The sequence below is a fragment of the Cupriavidus oxalaticus genome, from assembly GCF_038900635.1.
GTDB classification, from domain to species: Bacteria; Pseudomonadota; Gammaproteobacteria; order Burkholderiales; family Burkholderiaceae; genus Cupriavidus; species Cupriavidus oxalaticus_B.
Genome location: NZ_JAYMRX010000036.1, coordinates 11801 through 29809 on the forward strand (window position 1 = coordinate 11801; position 18009 = coordinate 29809).

The following is an 18009-nucleotide window of genomic DNA, read 5'->3' on the forward strand; positions in this document are numbered from 1 at the left end:
CGTGGCCGTCCGACGCGGCCGCCTAGACCTTGAAGCGCGAGACGCCGCTGCGCAGGTCGTTGGCGACCAGCGTCAGCTCGTCGATGGCCTGGCCTGACTGGCGCAGCGATTCGACCGTCTGCTGGGCGGCTTCCGACAGCTGCATCAGCGCCTGGTTGATCTGCTCGGCGCCGCCGGCCTGCGCCTGCATGCCCTCGCTGACCATCACCACGCGTGGCGCCAGCGATTGCACCTGCGCGATGATCTGCGACAGCTGGTCGCCCACCTGCGTCACCTCCGACATGCCGCGGCGCACTTCCTCCGAGAACTTGTCCATGCCCATCACGCCGGCGGCAACGGCCGACTGGATCTCGCGCACCATCTGCTCGATGTCGTAGGTGGCCACCGCGGTCTGGTCGGCCAGGCGGCGGATCTCGGTGGCCACCACCGAGAAGCCGCGGCCGTACTCGCCGGCCTTCTCGGCTTCGATCGCGGCATTGAGCGACAGCAGGTTGGTCTGGTCGGCCACCTTGGCGATGGTGGTCACCACCTGGTTGATGTTGCCGGCCTTTTCATTCAGCGTGGCGAGCTTGCCGTTGACCGAGCCTGCGGCTTCCATCACGTGCTGCATGGTTCCTTCCATGCGCGACAGGCCCACCTGTCCGGTACCGGCCAGCCCGGCCGCCTGCTCGGCGGCGCTGGACACCTCATGGATGGTGCGCACCAGGTCGCGCGCGGTGGCCGAGATCTCGCGCGAGGTGGCGCCGATCTGCGTGGTGGTGGCGGCGGTCTCGGTGGCGGTGGCCTGCTGCTGGCGCGCGGTGGCGGCGATCTCGTTGACCGAGGTGGTGACCTGGATCGCGGTGCGCTGGGCCTGGCCCACCAGCGAGGTCAGCTCGCCGGTCATCTGGTTGAAACCTTCCTCGACCTCCTGGAACTCGTCCTTGCGGCGCAGCGCCATGCGCAGGCGCAGGTCGCCCCCGCGGATGCCGGTGAGCAGGCCGACGATCGACTGCATCGGCACGGTGATCGCGCGCAGCAACAGGTAGCCGCACACCACGGCCACCAGCAGCGCGACGATCAGCGCGGCCTCGATGCCGATCTTGGCGGCGTTGACGGCGTCGTCGATGCCGCGCGCGGCGCGCGAATTGACCGCGCTGTTGTCGTCGACCAGGTGCTGGGCTGCCTTGCGCGCGGCGATCCAGCGATCGTGCACGGTGCCGCGCAGCGCCGCTACCGCGGCCGCGCCGTTCCAGTCGCCGGGCTGGGCCAGTACCTGTGCGGCCTGTTCATACTGGGCGCGCAGGTCGCGGTAAGCCTGGAACGCGACGCGGTCTTCGCTGCGCGTGATCGAGGTCTCGTACTGCTGCTCCAGCTTGTCCAGGCGCGCGACCGCGTCCTTGCCCTGCTCCTGGAAACCGCGACGCTCGGCATCGTTCGAGGCATTGATGGTCTGCCAGGCGAGCACGTAGCGTTCGCCCCAGACACCGCGGATACCGGTGCTGTAGTTCAGCCCGGGCAGCGCGTCATGCAGCATCAGCGCGGTCTCGCGCTCGATCGCATTCATCCGCGTATAGGCGACCACGCCCATCAGGGCCATGACCAGCAGGATCATGGAAAAGCTGGCCAGGATTCGGTTGCGGATGGTCCAAGCGTTCACGGTGAAGGTCCCGGTTATGTTCTTGTTCAGGGATGAGCAGGGCGATGGAGCGCAAGACTACCGGGGGCGGCCGTTGCCCGCATCGCCGCGTCCAGGGCGGCTGTCCGGCGGCTGTCTGTCGGAGCGGAGGCCAGCACGGCCCTGGTGCGCGGTAGGGTACTGTAAGCCGCAAGCCGATTCAACGCGCAACAGCGCGGCAGGCTCGCCAGCGTTGCATTGCCGCATTGGGGTTACGGCTGCCGGCGGGAACTTCTTGATTTTTTCCAAGTTTTCGTCACACTTGCTAAATTGCTAGCGGGTAACAATGTCGACAATTACAGATGGGGCAGGGATGGTGGCCAAGTCCGGCGCGAAGGCGGCTGGTGCCTCGCCAGGCTCGGATCTCGATCCGCTGACCGGCGTTGACAATCGCCAGGGGTTTCTGAAGCGGCTGGAGGCGCGCCTGCAGGCTGAGGCGGTGCCCCGCTGCGCATTGCTGCTGATCGGCATCGACGATTTCCGTGCCTTCAACGATATGCATGGGCATGTCGAGGGCGACATCATCCTGCAGCGTGTGGCGCGGCGCCTGCGCGATGCATCGCCGCGCGATGCCACCATCGGCCGTATCGGCAGCGATGAGTTCGGCGTGCTGCTGCCTTCCATTTCCGATCCCACGCTGGTCCGGCATGTCGGCGCGGCGATCCTGTCAATGCTGTCTTCCCCGCATGAGCACGCCGGGCGCCGCCACCATGTGCTGGCCAGCATCGGCGCGTGCGTGATCCCCGCCGCCGGCGAACTAGGCTCCGACGTACTCGCCGCCGCCAGCCTGGCGCTGGCCCGTGCCAAGCACGACGGCGGCCGCACCATCCGCTTCTTCAAGCCGCAGATGCGCTCGGACGTGACCGCGCGGCTGTCGCTGGTCCAGGCCCTGCACGAAGCCTACGCGCAGCGCCAGTTCGAGTTGCTGTACCAGCCGCAGGTCGACCTGCGCGACGGCCGCATCCGCGGCGCCGAGGCGCTGATGCGCTGGCGTCATCCGACCCGCGGCCTGGTCGTGCCGGCACTGTTTATCGACGCGCTGGCTGCCAGCAGCATTGCCAGCGACGTCGGCATGTGGCTGCTGCAGACCGCGTGCGCGCAGGCGCGCGCGTGGTCGCTGGCATTTGCGCAGCCGCCCCGCGTCGCCATCAACCTGTTCGCCGCGCAACTGTCCGAAAGCCGCCTGCTGACCGAGGTGCGCCACGTGCTGCGCGCGCTGGAGCTGGCGCCCGATTGCCTGGAAATCGAGATCACCGAGACCATCGCGCTGCAGCAGGGCGACGAGGTCGCGGACCAGCTGCAGGCGCTGCGCCGCGACGGCGTGACGCTGACCTGCGACGATTTCGGCACCGGCTATGCGTCGCTGAGCTTCCTCAAGTCGTTCCCGGTCGACCGGCTCAAGATCGACCAGTCCTTTATCCGCAATGTCACCCAGGATCCGGTCGACGCCGCGATCGTGCGCTCGGTGATCAACGTGGGCAAGAGCCTGCGCATCGGCGTGGTCGCCGAGGGCGTCGAGACCCCCGAGCAGCGCGACTTCCTGCTGGCCAACGACTGCCACGAGGCCCAAGGCTACCTGTACGGCCGGCCGATGCCGGCCGACCGGCTGACCGAACTGCTGCGCCAGCAGCAAGGCGGCTAGCCGCCGCCCGGCCGCGCGCACCGGCAGCGGCTTGCCGGCCCGATTTGCCCAAGAGTTGTTTCCACCTTTGACGGCCGCCGCGCCCTTGCGCACCCCCTGGCGGGCGCCAGCTGCCCGCCCGCCCGCGCCGCGCCTGCCTCGTGCCCGTTTACCCGCCGCGCGCCCTTGCCGCATGGCGAAATACAAGCTTACAAAGTGCGACGGCCCGGCCATGCCACCGACGGTCCGGGCAATGTATGGTGACAATTGGATGGCGCGCCGCCATTGGCTTTTTTTACGCATGAGTCCATGCCAGATTCCGTTCACCCCCAAGATCCCCGCCCGGCTGCTGCCGGCCCGCGCCGGCTTGCCCTGACCGCGCTCGCCGCCGCGGCGGCCCTGGCGGTGGCGGCTGCTGCACTGGCCCAGGTGCCGGCACCCGGCCAGCCCTACCTGGACGCGCCGGTGGTCGATGCCTCGGTCGCGCAGGCCGACCCGTCCGCGCGCATTGCCACGCTCACCGCGGTCGACGGCAACCTGAGCTTTGCGCCGGCTGGCTCGGACCAGTGGGCCGCCACTGGCTTGAACCGCCCGGTCACGACCGGCGACCGGCTGTGGATGGACGCCGGCGGCCGCGCCGAGCTGCATGCCGGCAACGTCGCCATGCGCATGGGCGGCGCCACCGCGGCCAGCATCCTGAACCTGGACGACGACACCACGCAGGTCAAGCTGACGCAGGGCACGCTGCAGGTGCGCGTGCGCGCGCTGCCGCAGGACCAGACCGTCGAGATCGATACCCCCAACCTGGCCTTCGTGCCGCGCGAGCCGGGCGACTACCGGCTCGACGTGGCCCCGGACGGCAGCACCACCACGGTGACGATGCGGCATGGCAGCGCCGTGGTCTATGGCGACAGCCGCTCGATCGAGCTGCAGCGCGGCGATCGCATGCGCTTTGCCGGCACCGACCTGGCCGACGCCGGCGGCGGTCCCGTTGCCGAAGACAGCTTCGACCGCTGGACCGCGGCACGCGACGCGCGCGAAGACGCGTCGCCGTCGGCGCGCTACCTGCCGCGCGAAATGCCCGGCTACGCGGCGCTGGACGACTACGGCGACTGGCAGGAAGAACCGGCCTACGGCGCGGTCTGGTTCCCGCGCGTCGTCAGCGCCGGCTGGGCACCCTACAGCGTCGGCCACTGGGCGTGGATTGCGCCGTGGGGCTGGACCTGGATCGACGACGCTCCATGGGGCTTCGCTCCGTCGCACTATGGGCGCTGGGCCTACGTGGGCACGCGCTGGGGCTGGGTGCCGGGCCCGCGTGTGCGGCCGTGCTATTCGCCGGCCGTGGTCGCCTTTGTCGGTGGCGGCGGTGGTGGACACAGCTGGAGCAGCGTGCATGTGGGCGGCGGTCCCGGCGTGGCGTGGTACCCGCTGGGTCCGCGCGATGCCTACCGGCCGGCGTACCGCGCCAGTCCCAGCTATGTCGCGCGCATCAACCGCGTCACCGTCAACAACATTGTGATGGGCGACCGCGGGCGGCCCGCGCCGTATGCCAACCGCAACGTGCCTGGCGCTATCACCGGCATGCCGGCGCGCAATTTCGTCGAGGGTCGCCCGGTGCGCGGCATGCACCGCGCCGAATGGCGCAACCTGCCGGCCGGCGAGGCACGCGGAGGCCCGCCGGTGGCGCCGGTCAAGAACAGCCTGGTCGGCGCCGCGCCCGTGCGGCAGCTGCCGCCGCAGGCGCGCCCCGGCTTCGAGCGCCAGGCGATCGCGGCGCACCCGCCGGGACGGCCGGCTACCGACGACCTGGCTCGACGCTTCGCCCGCGAGGGCGGTGTCGTCCCGGGGGCGGGTCCTGCATGGCGCGGCAGCTCTGAGCCACGGCCGGGACGCCCCGGGCGCGCGGGGCGCGAGGCGCAGCCCATGCCGGACGTGCGCATGAGCCAGGCAGCCCTTGCCGCGCGCGAGCAGCAGCCGCGCGCCGGTCGCCCGGACCCGGCTCAGGGTCCGGACGGCTGGCGTGGCAATGGCCGTGGGCAGGGCTCGCGCCCCGACGACGGGCGCGGCTTTGCCGGCCAGCCCGATGCGCAGCGCCAGGCGCAGGCCATGCAGCGCGAACAGCAGGAGGCGCGCGAACTGCAGCGGCAGCAACAGGAAGCGATGGATCGTCGCCAGCAGGAGCAATCGCGTCAGTGGCAAGGCCAGCCGGGCCGCGAACAGCAGCAGGCGCGCGAACTGCAGCGGCAGCAGCAGGAAGCGATGGATCGCCGCCAGCAGGACCAGCAGCGCCAGTGGCAAGGCCAGCAAGGCCGCGAACAGCAGCAGGCGCGCGAACTGCAGCGCCAGCAGCAGGAAGCGATGGAGCGCCGCCAGCAGGACCAGCAGCGGGACCAGCAGCGCGCGCAGCAACGCCAGTGGGCAGACGGGCAGGATCGCCCCGATCCGGCGCGGCAATCGCAGGAAATGCAGCGCCAGCGCTTCGAGCAGCAACGCCAGATGCAGGAGGCGCAGCAGCGCCAGGCCCAGGACGCCCAGCAGCGCCAGATGCAGGAAGGCCGCCAGCGCCAGGCGCACGAGGCCCAGCAGCGCCAGCAGATGGAGCAGCAGCGCCAGGCTCAGGACGCGCAGCGCCAGCAGATGGAGCAGCAGCGCCAGGCTCAGGACGCCCAGCGCCAGCAGATGGACCAGCAGCGCCAGGCCGCCGAGCAGCAGCGTCAGCAGGTGGAGCGTCAGCGCCAGATGGCCGAGCAGCAGCGGCAGGGGCAGGAGATGCAGCGCCAGCGCTTCGAGCAGCAGCGTCAGATGCAAGAGGCACAGCAGCGCCAGGCGCAGGAAGCCCAGCAGCGGCAGGCGCAGGCCGCCCAGCGTCAGCAGATGGAACAGCAGCGCCAGATGCAGGAACAGCACCGGCAGGCGCAGGAACAGCAACGGCAGATGCAGGAGCAGCAACGCCAGCAGGCCATGCAGCGCCAGCAGGCAGAGCAGCAGCAACGCGCCGCGCAGGCGCAGCAGCGGCAGATGCAGGAGCAGCAGCGGGCGATGCAGGAGCAGCAGCGCCACCAGCAGGAGCAGCAGCGGGCGATGCAGGAGCAGCAGCGCCACCAGCAGGAACAGCAGCGGCAGATGCAGGACCGCCAGCGCCAGCAGATGGAGCAGCAGCGCCAGCAACAGCAACAGCAGCAGCAGCGCGCCCGGCACGACCGTGGGCAGATGGAGGCACAAAACCGCGACGGCGACCGGCGCCAGTAGCCGCAACGCCCCCGATGGGTCGGCGCCCCGTGCTAGCATGAACACCAGCCCAGCAGCGCCCCATCGCCCCATGACGACCCTCTACACGACACTAGGCGTGCAAACTGACGCCACCCTTGACGAGATCAAGAAGGCGTACCGGCGCGCCGCAATGAAATGGCACCCGGACCGTAACCTCGGCCGCGAGGCCGAGGCGCACGCGGCCTTCCAGGAAATCCGCGACGCCTACGCGATCCTGTCCGACGCTGAACAGCGCCAGATCTACGACGAGGTATTCGAGCGCGAGATGCAGCGCTGGCAAGCGGAGCAGGAGGCACAGGAAGAGCAGGAGCGCGCCGCGCAGCGCGAGGCCCAGCGCGCGGCGCAGGAACAGTACGAGAAGATGGTCACCATCGCCATGCGCTTTGCCGATGACGGCCACAACCGCGATGTCCTGTTTGGCGTGCTGCTCGGCCGGGATTGCGAGGCGGAGCTGGCGGCTCGCATCGCCGACAGCGTTTCGGCCTTGCAGGCATCGCGTCACGCCAGCGCGGCTGCCGCGCAAGCGCCCCAACCGGCGGAAGCGCCGGCAGCAGCGGCGTCAGGCCACGACACCCCGGAGCGCCACAGGCGCCATCCCGGCGCCTTCGATTCGTTCTGGCACGGCCTGTTCGGCGTTCGCTCGTAGCCGCGCGCCGAAGGGCGTCATGGGCTCCAGCCAGGCATTGCCGACGCCTGCCGGATCCAGTTCCCCAGCTGTTCCTCGTCGATGTCGTCCTGCTCGTAAATATCGAGATAGCGGGTGTCCGGATCCTTGGACTCGCCGGGCGGCAAGGGCTTCAGCGCCGCGCCTCGGAAGAACGCCACCTTGATGTATTTCGTGAAGCAATGGAAGCTGAGGAACCAGCCCTGGCCCTCGACGCCATAGAACGGCGAGTTCCAGCGCACTGCCTTGCGCACCTCGGGGACATGGCGCACGATCAGCGCGTCGAGGCGGCGGCCGGCTTTGCTTTTCCAGCCCGGCATGGCGGCGATGTAGGCCTGCACCGGGGCATCGCCGTCCGCCTTGGCGATCTGGGGATTGCCGCCGGAGAGCAGGCGGGGCTTTCCGGCGCTGTCCGTGGCAGCGGCCTTGCGTGCGACTTTCGCCGTCTTCCCTGGTGTCTGGCTGGCCATCGGCTTTCCTCCGACTGAGACGCGTAAGCCGGATCCTATCGGTTGCCTGCCAAAAGAAAAAGCCCGGCAAGGCCGTGTGGCCTGCCGGGCTTTTCAGGCCAGCCTGTCTGGCCACCTTACTTGGCCAGCTCGGACAGGCGCACCTGCGAGATCTTGCCGTTCTGCACCCAGCCCACCACGGTATCGGCCATCGAGCCGCCCTTGGCGTCGATGCCATCCACTTCATTGGGATTGACCTCCTTGGCCAGCCCCTTTACCGCGTCAGGCATCTTTGCGCGGATCGCCGCGGCATCGCCGGTGGTGCCCGCCAGCTTCATGGCGCCGGCGAGCGCATAGACCATGGTGTAGTTCAGCGACATCTCGGTGGTCGCATCGCGTCCGTCATGCAGCTTCTTGTACTTGGCATTGAACGCCTGCGCCGCCGGGCGGTTGTCGTTGACCAGCGGCAGCACGCCGATCGAGCCCTCCAGCATCGACAGCCCGTTGGTGACCTTGGCCATCTCGTCCATCTTGGCCTGGTCCATCACGATAAAGCCGCCCTTGAAGCCCAGTTCGCGCGCCTGCTTGACCACCAGCGCGGTCGGCTCGGACGGGCCGCCGACGAACATCACGTCCGGCTTCTCGCTGATGGCGCGCGACACGCCGCTGTAGAAGTCGGTGGCCTTGGTGTACGACATCGGGTTGTTGGCCACCACCTTGCCGCCGGCCGATTCCCAGGCCGGCACAAAAGCCTGCACCCAGGCCTTGGCATAGTCGTGGTCGGCCGGCGTCAGCGCCACGTTCTTGCCATAGCGCTTCATCTGCGCCTTGATGAACGGCTCGATATAGCCGGTATAGGCCGGCGGGATGCGGATGGTCAGCTTGTTGCCGGCATCGGTGATGCGCGGCACGCTGGAATAGGCCATCACCAGGAATTTCTCCTGCTCGTTGAAGGCCTGCAGCGCGAAGATGCCGCCCGAATGCGGCACGAAGATGGCTGCGGTCTTGTGCTGCTGCACCAGCCGGCGGCCGTTGATGGCGGCCTCGGCGGGCGAGTATTTGTCGTCCAGCGCCACCACTTCCAGCTTGACCTTCTTGCCCTTGACTTCCAGCCCGGCGGCGTTGATTTCATCCACCGCCATTTGCACGCCCGACAGCACGTTCTTGCCATACAGCGCGGCGCCGCCGGACAGCGGGCCGGTATAGCCGATCTTGACGACTTCCTGCGCCAGCGCGGCGCCCGAGGCCAGCATCGCGGCCACGGCGGTGGCGGCCAGCGGGAAGATACGGCGCATGAATTTGCGTTGCATTGTGATGTCTCCTGAAAGTACTACGCTTGTCTGGTCTGCGGCCCGTGATTGACCGCTTGTTTTCTCCCCTCTCCCGCTTGCGGGAGAGGGGCAGGGGGTGAGGGCAGGACGTCGCTATGCCAACGCCTCAACTTCGTTGCCACGGCGGCCCTCACCCCAACCCTCTCCCGCAAGCGGGAGAGGGAGCACACAGTCGGACTTGGTGGAGGCTTGTGAGCCTTAACCACCGATATACGCCTTCCGAATCCCCTCATCCCTCAGCAACGTATCCCTGTCCCCCTCCATCACGATCCGCCCGCTCTCGATCACATAGGCGCGATGCGCAATCCCCAGCGCCGCATAAGCGTTCTGCTCGGCGAGCAGCACCGTCGTGCCCGCGCGGTTGATGCGCTGGATGATCTCGAACATCTGCTTGACCACCAGCGGCGCCAGCCCCAGCGACGGCTCGTCCAGCAGCAGCGCGCGCGGCCGGCTCATCAGCGCGCGCCCCAGCGCCACCATCTGCTGCTGCCCGCCGGATAGCGAGCCTGCGGGGTCGTCCTTCTTCTGCCGCAGGATCGGGAAGAGTTCATAGACCTCCTCCAGCGTCTTGTGAATCCCCGCCCCGTCGCGCCGATGCACATACGCTCCCAGCACCAGGTTCTTCTCCACACTCATCGCCGGAAAGAGCTTGCGGCCTTCCGGGCAATGCACCAGCCCGGCCTGCACGATCTGCGACGGTTTCATGCCCGACAGCTCGCGCCCGTCGAAGCGCATGCTGCCGCCGCTGATGCGATGGATCGCGCTCATCGCCAGGAAGATCGAACTCTTGCCGGCACCATTGGCGCCCAGCAGCACCACCAGTTCACCGGCACCGGCATGCAGCGTGATGTTGTCGAGGGCACGGAAGCTGCCGTACGACAGCGAGACGCGTTCAAGCTGCAACATGGTCGGCTCCCAGGTAGGCCTCGATGACATGCGGATCCTGCTGGATCTGCGCGGGCGTGCCTTCGGCGATCTTCTCGCCGTAGTTCAGCACCATGATCTTGTCGGCCAGCCGCATGATCATGTCCATCTTGTGTTCGATCAGGCAGACCGTCTTGCCATGGCGCACCATCTTGCGGATCAGCTCGGCCAGGCCAACGGTTTCCTCGGGATTCACGCCGCCCGCCGGCTCGTCGAGCAGCAGCAGCTCCGGGTCCGTCGCCAGCGCCAGCGCAAAGGCCACGCGCTTGCGCGCTTCCTGCGTGATATCGGCGGCGACTTCATGCGCCAGGTGCGACAGGCCGACGAAGTCGAGCGCGGCTTCGGCCTTGTCGCGGCACAGGCGCTCTTCGTCGCGCAGCCGGCGCGTGTTGAACAGCACGTCGCCCAGCCCGGCGCGCGTGCGCAGCCGGTGGCCCACGATCAGGTTGTCCAGCACCGTGGCGCGGTCGAACAGCGCGGTCGCCTGGAAGGTGCGCGCCACGCCCAGGCGCGCGATCTGGTCGGCGCGCAGGCCGGCCACATCCTGGCCCTTGAACAGGATCTGCCCGGAAGAGGGCGCATGCGTGCCCGCGACCAGGTTGAAGAAGGTGGTCTTGCCGGCGCCGTTGGGGCCGATGATGGCGTTGACGTGGCCCTGCTCGAAGGTCACCGACACATCGTGCACCGCGGTCAGGCCGCCGAATTTCTTGGTCAGGTTGCGGATCTCAAGCATGGTCGGCTCCGGCGCGGGTAGTCGGGACAGAAGCGGTGTTGCTGGCGGCAGCGGGCTGTGCCTGCTTGCCGCGGCGTGCGGCGGCGGCCTTGCGCGCCTGCTTCTTCAGGTACGAACCCACGATGCCGTCCGGCACGAAGATGATCAGCAGGATCAGCACCGGGCCGAACACCAGCATGCGGTAGTCCTGCATGAACTGCAGCGACTGCGTGATCCACGGCACCAGCACCGCGCCCAGCAGCGGCCCGAAGAGGGTGCCGATGCCGCCCACCAGCATCGACATCACCATGTCGAAGGTCAGGTCGGTGCGGGCAATGTCCGGACCCAGGAAGCGCACCTGGCCGGCGTACAGTGCGCCGGCAAAACCGGCATAGCCCACCGACAGCACGAACGACAGCACCTTGGTGCGCATCAGGTTGATGCCCAGCGCTTCCGCCAGCGCATCGCTGTTGCGCACGGCCATGAAGCTGCGGCCCAGCAGCGAGGTGACGATCCGGTGCATCAGGAACGTACCCACCGCCAGGAAGAACAGCACCAGGTAGTACTGCGCCTGCACGCTGTCGAACGCGAGCGGCCCGATCGCCGCCGGCACCGGGATGCCGATCAGCCCCACGGTGCCGTGCGTCAGGCTTTCCCACTTCTCGATCACCAGGTAGATGATGTAGCCGATGCACATGGTGAAGATCGAGAAGTAATGGCCCTTCAGCCGCAGCGATACCACGCCGACCACGTAGCCCAGCACCATGCAGACCACGCCGGCCAGCATAAAGGCGAGCCAGAACGGCACCTGGTGATCCACGGTCAGGATGCCCAGCGTGTAGGCGCCGATGGCCATGAAGCCGCCGTGCGCGAGGTTGAGCTGGCCGGTGTAGCCGGTGATCAGGTTGAGGCCGAGCGTGGCGATGGCGTAGATGAAGGCCAGCGTCATCACGGTCAGGTAGTAGCTGTTGGGCGTGATCAGCGGGAACGCGATGGCCAGGGCCAGCAGCAGCATCCAGCCGGTCTTTCCTTGCAGTGCTTTCATGTCGTACTCCTCAGGCTGCCTTGCCGGCAAACAGGCCCTGCGGCCGGATCGACAGGATCACCACCAGCAGCACGAAGGCGATGATGTCCTTGTAGTCGGTGGAAACGTAGAAGCCGCCGAAGCTCTCGGCCATGCCGATGATCAGCCCGCCGACGATGGCGCCGGGGATGCTGCCCATGCCGCCCAGGATGATGATGACGAAGGCCTTGGTGATCACCAGGTTGCCCATGCTCGGGTAGACCAGGTTGATCGGCGCGTACAGCGTGGCGGCGATCGCGGCCAGCGCGCCGGAGATGGCAAAGACCAGCAGCGTGACGCGCGTGGCATCGATGCCGACCAGCGCGGCGCCGTCGCGGTTCTGCGCCATTGCCATGATGGTGGCGCCGGTCATGGTGCGCGTGAGGAACAGGTGCAGCAGCACCATCAGCGCAAAGGCGGCGCCGATGATCAGCAGGCGCTGCAGCGGCGCGGTCAGGCCGAAGACGTCGACGATCTGCCCGTACGGCGTCGGCATGCGATGGAAGTCCGCGCCCCACAGCGCCTGCGCGCCGGCCTCGAGGAACAGCAGGATGCCGATGGCCGCGATCATGTCGTGCAGCTCGGGCGAGTTGCGCAGCGGATGGAACACCAGCCGGTCGGCCAGCATCGACAGCACGGCCACCACCAGCGCGGCACCGACCATCGCCAGCCAGTAGTTCACGCCCAGCGCCGTCATCAGGTAGTACGACACGTAGGCGCCGGCCATGTAGAACGCGCCGTGCGCGAAATTGGGCACGTGCAGGATGCCGTAGACCAGCGTCAGGCCAAGCGCCACCAGGCTGTAGACGCCGCCCAGCGTCAGGCCGTTGAGTATCTGTTGAAGAAACAATGCCACGGGGTTACCTCATGCGGTTCGCGAATCGGAAATCCAGGCACGCGCTGGCAAGACGCCGCGCGTGATCCCTCGCGGCGGCGCCGGGCGCTGCCACGCAAGAATTCGGGGCGTGTGGGGATCAGGGGCGCGGCGTGCGCGCCGGATGGCGGGTGCCGGCGCCTGTCTGGCGTGGGCCGGTCGGCGTGGCGGGGATCGCGCCGTGACGGTCACGGGGCGGATGCGCGGACGCGGGGTGCGGATACTGCATGGGCTGTCTCCTGTGCGATGCGGCAACGTGGCCGCCCGGCTTGCCGGGCGCCGCTGTGCCATCGGCGGCAGCGCAAGCCCGGTGACGACGTGTCGGGAGTATTCCCGCACGGTCGTTCGTTTTCACCGACTTTTGCATAGGCTTCGCGGCATCGTCAAGGAAACCCGCTGACAATTCCGCACAGCGAAATAGCGATGGAGAAACCTTCGGGAAAGCCCCAATCGGTACGGCGCCGGAAGCGTCGCGCCGATTGCGGAGACAGGCATGATTGGGGAATGCGAGGGGGTGTGGGTCGCGGCGTGTCGCCGTCGTGGCGTCTCGGCGCGGCAGTGGATGTCCTTGCCTGGACGCTGGCGGAGCAGCGCCGACGCGGCAACCGGCCCGACCCCGCTCAGTCCGGCCGCCGCGCGGCGCTGCTTTGCTGCAACGGCTGATCGTGGAGATCGATGCTGGCCGCTTACTCCAGGCGGAACCCGGTCTGCTTGATTGCCAGCGCCCACTTCTTCTGCTCGGCGGCCATGAAGGACGCGAACTGGTCCGGCGAGCCCGGCGCGGCCGGGTCGTAGCCCTTGCTGGCCAGCTGCTGCCGCACGCCGGGGGCGTTCAGCGCCTTGTCGATTTCCTTGCCGAGCAGCGCGACGATGTCCTTGGGCGTGCCGGCAGGCGCCACCAGGCCATACCATTCGCTGGCCTCGATGCCGGGGAAGCCGGCCTCCGCCATGGTCGGCACCTCAGGGAACAGCGGCAGGCGCTGCCTGCTGGCCACGGCAATGGCCTTGAGCTGGCCGCCCTTGACGAATGGCATCACCGCCGGCACGCCGTGGAACATCATGTGGATATGCCCGCCCACCATGTCGGTCAGCGCCTGCGGGCCACCCTTGTAGGGGGCGTGCACGATGTTGATCTGGGCGCTTTCCTTGAACACCTCGCTGACCACGTTCTGCTGCGTGCCCGGCCCGACCGAGGCATAGCTGAGCTTGCCGGGCTCCGCCCTGGCCCGCGCCACCAGTTCCTTGACGGACCCGGCCACCGACGGGTTGACCACCAGCATGTAGGGCGAGCTCGCCATCAGTCCCAGCGGCGCGAAGTCCTTGTCCAGGTCGAACGGCAGGTTCTTGTGCAGGCTGGCATTGATTGCCATCGGCGCGCTGGCGACCAGCAGCGTGTAGCCGTCGGGTGCCGCCTTCGCGCCCATGCCGGCGCCGATATTGCCGGTGGCGCCGGGCCGGTTGTCGACGATCACCTGCTGGCCCAGGCTGGCGCTCATCTTTTCGGCCACCGTGCGCGTGACGGCGTCGACACCGCCGCCCGCGGGCCAGGGCACGATGATGCGGATCGGGCGGTTGGGATATCCGCCCTGTGCCAGCGCACCGGTGGCGCAGGCGGCAAATGAGGCGGCAAGTGCGATCGCACCCAGGGCACGGCCAAAGCGGTTCAGTACGGTCTTCATCATCTTTGTCTCCTCGCTGTCTCTGTGGCGGGACCCGCGGCCGCAGCGGCAGCTGCGGCCGGGACCCGTTCGCTGTCTTCAGTCTGTGGTAGATGCCGTGCGAGCTTGTCTATGCCGCCGCGCTGGTCCTGGCCGGAGCCTGCGTGCCGCCCGCGTGCCACTGCGCCATCAACCGCTCCCAGCGGGTGCGGGTGGCGGCCAGGTTGCGCGCCTTGACGTGGCCGTAGCCGCGGATCTCCTGCGGCAGCCGCGCGATTTCCAGTGCCAGTTCGAGGTTGTGCGCGGAAAGTGCCGGCAGCAAGGCTTCGATGCTGCGCCGGTACTCGCCGATCAGCGCGCGTTCCTGCTTGCGTTCCTGCGTGTAGCCGAAGGGATCGAACGGCGTGCCGCGCAGGCCCCTGAGGCGGGCCAGCACGCCGAAGGCGTGGCGCATCCATGGGCCGTAAGCGCCCTTGACCGGTTCGCCGTCCTTGTTCCTGCGCGCCAGCAGCGGCGGCGCGAGGTGGTGCACCAGGCGGACCTTGCCTTCGAACATCGACGCGATCTGCTCGCGGAAGGCGGCGCCGGTGTGCAGGCGCGCCACCTCATATTCGTCTTTATAGGCCATCAGCTTGAACAGTGAGCGGGCCACGGCTTCGCTGAGGCGGGTGCCGCCGACGACTGATTCCGCTGCGCTTACGCGGCTGACGAACGACTCGTATTGCGCCGCGTAAGCCCGGTTCTGGTAGCCGGCCAGGAACCCGGCATGCTTGCGCACCAGTTCCGCCAGCGGCACCGTGCGCACGAACTGGATCACCTGCGAGCCGTCCGGCTGCGACGGCAGCTTCGACTGCAGGTGCGACTGCAGTTGCGACATATCGTGCGCGCACAGGCGCCCCCATTCGAATGCCGCCCTGTTGCTGTCCACCTGCACGCCGTTGAGCTCGATGGCCCGCATCAGCGCCGCGTGCGACAGCGGCACCTTGCCCTGCTGCCAGGCATAGCCGAGCAGCAGCAGGTTGGCGAAGATCGACTGGCCCAGCAACTGCTTCGCGACCTGCTCGGCGTCGAAGCTGGCCAGCTGGCCCGCGCCGACGGCGCACGCGATGCGCGCGACCGCCTCGCCGGCCTGCGGATCCCAGTCGGGGTTGCGCACGAAGGCCGCGGTCGGGGTGAGGTGGCTGTTCAGCACCACATAGGTCCGCGCCGGCGACATCGCGGCAAGCGTTGCCTTGCTGGCGGCGACCACGGTGTCGCAGGCGATCACCAGGTCGGCCATGCCCAGGTCGACGCGGCTGGCGTGCAGCGCGTCGGGGCTGGCGGCGATCTGGATATGGCTCCAGGTGGCGCCGCCCATCTGCGCCATGCCGGTCGCGTCCTGCGTGATTACGCCCTTGCCTTCCAGGTGCGCGGCCATGCCGAGCACGCCGCCGATGGTGACGATGCCGGTGCCGCCGATGCCCGCCACCACGATGCGCCGCGGCTGGCTGGCATCCGGCAGCGCGGGCATCGGGACCGCCGGCGGCGTGGCCTTGCCGCCGGCCGGGTTCGCGGGCTTTTTCAGCTGGCCGCCTTCGACCGTGACAAAGCTCGGGCAGAAGCCCTTGGTGCAGGAGAAGTCCTTGTTGCAGGTGTCCTGGTTGACCTTGCGCTTGCGCCCGAAATCGGTTTCCACCGGCTGCACCGCCAGGCAATTGCTCTGCACCGAGCAGTCGCCGCAGCCTTCGCACACCAGTTCGTTGATGACCACGCGCCGCGCCGGGTCGGCCATGGTGCCGCGCTTGCGCTCGCGGCGCTTCTTGGTCGCGCAGGCCTGGTCGTAGATGATCACGGTCACGCCGGCGACCTCGCGCAGCTCGCGCTGCACGGTGTCCAGCTCGTCGCGGTGGCGCACGGTGACGCCGGCCGCGAGGTTGCCGACACCCTTGTATTTGCCCGGCTCATCCGTCACCACCACAATCCGGCGCGCGCCCTCGGCGGCCAGTTCGCGCGTCATCGCCGGGACGTCGAGCTGGCCGTCGACGGGCTGGCCGCCGGTCATGGCCACGGCACTGTTGAACAGGATCTTGTAGGTCAGGTTCACGCCGGCGTGGATCGACTGGCGCACCGCCAGCAGGCCAGAGTGGTTGTAGGTGCCGTCGCCCAGGTTGGCGAACAGGTGCGCGCGCTTGCTGAAGGGCGCCTGGCCCATCCAGTGCACGCCCTCGCCGCCCATCTGCGACCACGAGGTGGTGGACCGGTCCATCCACACCACCATGCCGTGGCAGCCGATGCCGGCCGTCGCCACCGAACCCTCCGGCACGCGCGTGCTGGTGTTGTGCGGGCAGCCGGGGCAGAACCAGGGCAGGCGGTCGGTGGCGCGGCTGTCGCCCTGCGCGGCGGCGCGTTCGCCGGCAGCGATCTCCTGCAGGCGCTGGTCCATGCGCGCGGCCACGTCGGCCGGCACGCCCAGTGCCTTCAGCCGCAGCGCGATGGCCTTGGCCACCAGCGCCGGCGACAGGTCCGCCTTGGCGCGCAGCAGCCAGTCTTCGGCGGGCTTGCGGTGGCTCCACTCGCCGCCATGGCCAGCGCTGCCGCCGTTGCCGTTACTGTGGTGATACTTGCCGAACACGGCGGGGCGCGCCGCGGCCGAGTAGTGATAAAGCTCGTCCTTGATCTGCTGCTCGATCACGGGCCGCTTTTCCTCGACCACCAGCACCTCGCGCAGGCCGCGCGCGAAATCGCGCACGCTGTCCGGCTCCAGCGGCCACACCACGCTGACCTTGTGCAGGCGGACGCCGAGGGCGCGGCAGGCGGCATCGTCCAGCCCGAGGTCCAGCAGCGCCTGGCGCGTGTCGCTGTAGGCCTTGCCGCTGGCGATGATGCCCAGGCGATCGCCGGGACCCTCGATCACGTTGCGGTTGAGGCGGTTGGCGCGCACATAGGCCAGCGCCGCCGGCCACTTGAACTCCATCATGCGCGCCTCGGCCGCGAGCGGGTCATCGGGCCAGCGGATATGCAGGCCGCCGTCCGGTTGCGTGAAATCCTCCGGCAGCACGATGCGCACGCGGTCGGCGTCGGTGACCACCGAGGCGCCCGATTCCACCACTTCCTGCACCGTCTTCATGCCCGACCACAGCCCGCTGAAGCGGCTCATGGCAAAGGCATGCACGCCAAGGTCAAGGATGTCCTGCACGTTCGCCGGGAAGAACACCGGCAGCCCGCACGCCATGAAGGTGTGGTCGCTCTGGTGCGCCAGTGTGCTGCTCTTGGACACGTGGTCGTCGCCCGCCAGCGCGATCACGCCGCCCAGCGGCGCGGTGCCGGCCAGGTTGGCGTGCTTGAGCGCGTCGCCGCTGCGGTCCACGCCGGGGCCCTTGCCATACCAGATGCCGAACACGCCATCGAACTTCTTGCTGGCGGCGTCGAACTCCAGTTGCTGCGAGCCCCAGACGGCGGTGACACCGAGTTCTTCATTGACGCCGGGCTTGAACACCACGTCGCTGGCGGCCAGGTGCCGGCGCGCCTGCCACAGCGCCTGGTCATAGCCGCCCAGCGGCGAGCCGCGATAGCCGGAGATAAAGCCGGCGGTGTTGTGGCCGGCCGCGGCATCGCGCCGGCGCTGCAGCAGCGGCAGGCGCACCAGGGCCTGCACGCCGCTCATATAGGCACGGCCGGACTCCAGCGCGTACTTGTCATCGATCGACACAGCGGCCAGCGCCTGGCGGGCCGCATCGGGGGACATGGGGGCGTTCATATTGGCGTTTTTTCAGGCTAGCAGGGTTGAACGGGGCCAGCCGGTGTGCG

13 protein-coding genes are annotated in these 18009 nt (G+C 68.6%); 3 read left to right on the plus strand and 10 right to left on the minus strand.

Going from position 1 to position 18009, the window contains the following annotated elements; genetic code table 11:
* Positions 1-22: 22 nt before the first annotated feature.
* A complete protein-coding gene (locus VSR71_RS32525) occupies positions 23-1639 on the minus strand; it encodes a methyl-accepting chemotaxis protein (protein ID WP_342917673.1) in 1617 nt (538 codons plus the stop codon).
* 331 nt (positions 1640-1970) lie between these two features.
* Here VSR71_RS32525 and VSR71_RS32530 point away from each other — a divergent pair, with 331 nt between their 5' ends.
* From VSR71_RS32530 to VSR71_RS32540, 3 genes are all read left to right on the plus strand, one after another.
* Positions 1971-3299, plus strand: a complete 1329-nt coding sequence (locus VSR71_RS32530) for a bifunctional diguanylate cyclase/phosphodiesterase (protein ID WP_342917705.1) — start codon at positions 1971-1973, stop codon at positions 3297-3299.
* Positions 3300-3587: 288 nt separating this feature from the next.
* The gene (locus tag VSR71_RS32535) at positions 3588-6527 is read left to right on the plus strand and encodes a DUF6600 domain-containing protein (protein ID WP_342917674.1); all 2940 of its coding nucleotides are present in this window, start codon (positions 3588-3590) and stop codon (positions 6525-6527) included.
* 70 nt (positions 6528-6597) lie between these two features.
* The gene (locus tag VSR71_RS32540; RefSeq protein ID WP_342917675.1) at positions 6598-7194 is read left to right on the plus strand and encodes a J domain-containing protein; all 597 of its coding nucleotides are present in this window, start codon (positions 6598-6600) and stop codon (positions 7192-7194) included.
* 17 nt (positions 7195-7211) lie between these two features.
* On the opposite strand, the gene VSR71_RS32545 is transcribed toward VSR71_RS32540, so the two are convergent.
* The 9 genes from VSR71_RS32545 to VSR71_RS32585 all read right to left on the minus strand — a co-directional run bounded on the left by VSR71_RS32545 (position 7212) and on the right by VSR71_RS32585 (position 17959).
* Positions 7212-7682, minus strand: coding sequence for a DUF1801 domain-containing protein (locus tag VSR71_RS32545; RefSeq protein WP_342917676.1), 471 nt, complete (start codon positions 7680-7682; stop codon positions 7212-7214).
* Positions 7683-7798: 116 nt separating this feature from the next.
* Positions 7799-8971, minus strand: a complete 1173-nt coding sequence (locus VSR71_RS32550) for an ABC transporter substrate-binding protein (RefSeq protein ID WP_342917677.1) — start codon at positions 8969-8971, stop codon at positions 7799-7801.
* A gap of 219 nt (positions 8972-9190) precedes the next feature.
* Entirely contained in the window at positions 9191-9898 is a 708-nt protein-coding gene (locus tag VSR71_RS32555; protein WP_342917678.1) for an ABC transporter ATP-binding protein, read from the minus strand.
* Positions 9885-10649, minus strand: coding sequence for an ABC transporter ATP-binding protein (locus VSR71_RS32560; protein WP_342917679.1), 765 nt, complete (start codon positions 10647-10649; stop codon positions 9885-9887). The genes VSR71_RS32555 and VSR71_RS32560 overlap by 14 nt, the downstream gene beginning before the upstream one ends.
* On the minus strand, positions 10642-11673 hold the full coding sequence (locus tag VSR71_RS32565; protein WP_342917680.1) for a branched-chain amino acid ABC transporter permease: 1032 nt from the start codon (positions 11671-11673) through the stop codon (positions 10642-10644). Before VSR71_RS32565 ends, VSR71_RS32560 begins: the two co-directional genes overlap by 8 nt.
* 10 nt (positions 11674-11683) lie before the next feature.
* Positions 11684-12547: a branched-chain amino acid ABC transporter permease gene (locus tag VSR71_RS32570; protein WP_209755638.1), complete on the minus strand. Its 864-nt coding sequence runs from the start codon at positions 12545-12547 to the stop codon at positions 11684-11686.
* 118 nt (positions 12548-12665) lie between these two features.
* On the minus strand, positions 12666-12794 hold the full coding sequence (locus tag VSR71_RS32575) for a hypothetical protein (protein ID WP_342917681.1): 129 nt from the start codon (positions 12792-12794) through the stop codon (positions 12666-12668).
* Positions 12795-13251: 457 nt separating this feature from the next.
* Complete coding sequence (locus tag VSR71_RS32580) at positions 13252-14244, minus strand: tripartite tricarboxylate transporter substrate binding protein (RefSeq protein ID WP_342917706.1); 993 nt, start codon at positions 14242-14244, stop codon at positions 13252-13254.
* A gap of 109 nt (positions 14245-14353) precedes the next feature.
* On the minus strand, positions 14354-17959 hold the full coding sequence (locus VSR71_RS32585; RefSeq protein WP_342917682.1) for an indolepyruvate ferredoxin oxidoreductase family protein: 3606 nt from the start codon (positions 17957-17959) through the stop codon (positions 14354-14356).
* Positions 17960-18009 lie beyond the last annotated feature (50 nt).

Coding starts and splice junctions, on each gene's coding strand:
- VSR71_RS32530 (WP_342917705.1), top strand. CDS start 1,971: ATGGTGGCCAAGTCCGGCGCGAAGGCGGCTGGTGCCTCGCCAGGCTCG.
- VSR71_RS32535 (WP_342917674.1), top strand. CDS start 3,588: ATGCCAGATTCCGTTCACCCCCAAGATCCCCGCCCGGCTGCTGCCGGC.
- VSR71_RS32540 (WP_342917675.1), top strand. CDS start 6,598: ATGACGACCCTCTACACGACACTAGGCGTGCAAACTGACGCCACCCTT.
- VSR71_RS32545 (WP_342917676.1), bottom strand. CDS start 7,682: ATGGCCAGCCAGACACCAGGGAAGACGGCGAAAGTCGCACGCAAGGCC.
- VSR71_RS32550 (WP_342917677.1), bottom strand. CDS start 8,971: ATGCAACGCAAATTCATGCGCCGTATCTTCCCGCTGGCCGCCACCGCC.
- VSR71_RS32555 (WP_342917678.1), bottom strand. CDS start 9,898: ATGTTGCAGCTTGAACGCGTCTCGCTGTCGTACGGCAGCTTCCGTGCC.
- VSR71_RS32560 (WP_342917679.1), bottom strand. CDS start 10,649: ATGCTTGAGATCCGCAACCTGACCAAGAAATTCGGCGGCCTGACCGCG.
- VSR71_RS32565 (WP_342917680.1), bottom strand. CDS start 11,673: ATGAAAGCACTGCAAGGAAAGACCGGCTGGATGCTGCTGCTGGCCCTG.
- VSR71_RS32575 (WP_342917681.1), bottom strand. CDS start 12,794: ATGCAGTATCCGCACCCCGCGTCCGCGCATCCGCCCCGTGACCGTCAC.
- VSR71_RS32580 (WP_342917706.1), bottom strand. CDS start 14,244: ATGAAGACCGTACTGAACCGCTTTGGCCGTGCCCTGGGTGCGATCGCA.
- VSR71_RS32585 (WP_342917682.1), bottom strand. CDS start 17,959: ATGAACGCCCCCATGTCCCCCGATGCGGCCCGCCAGGCGCTGGCCGCT.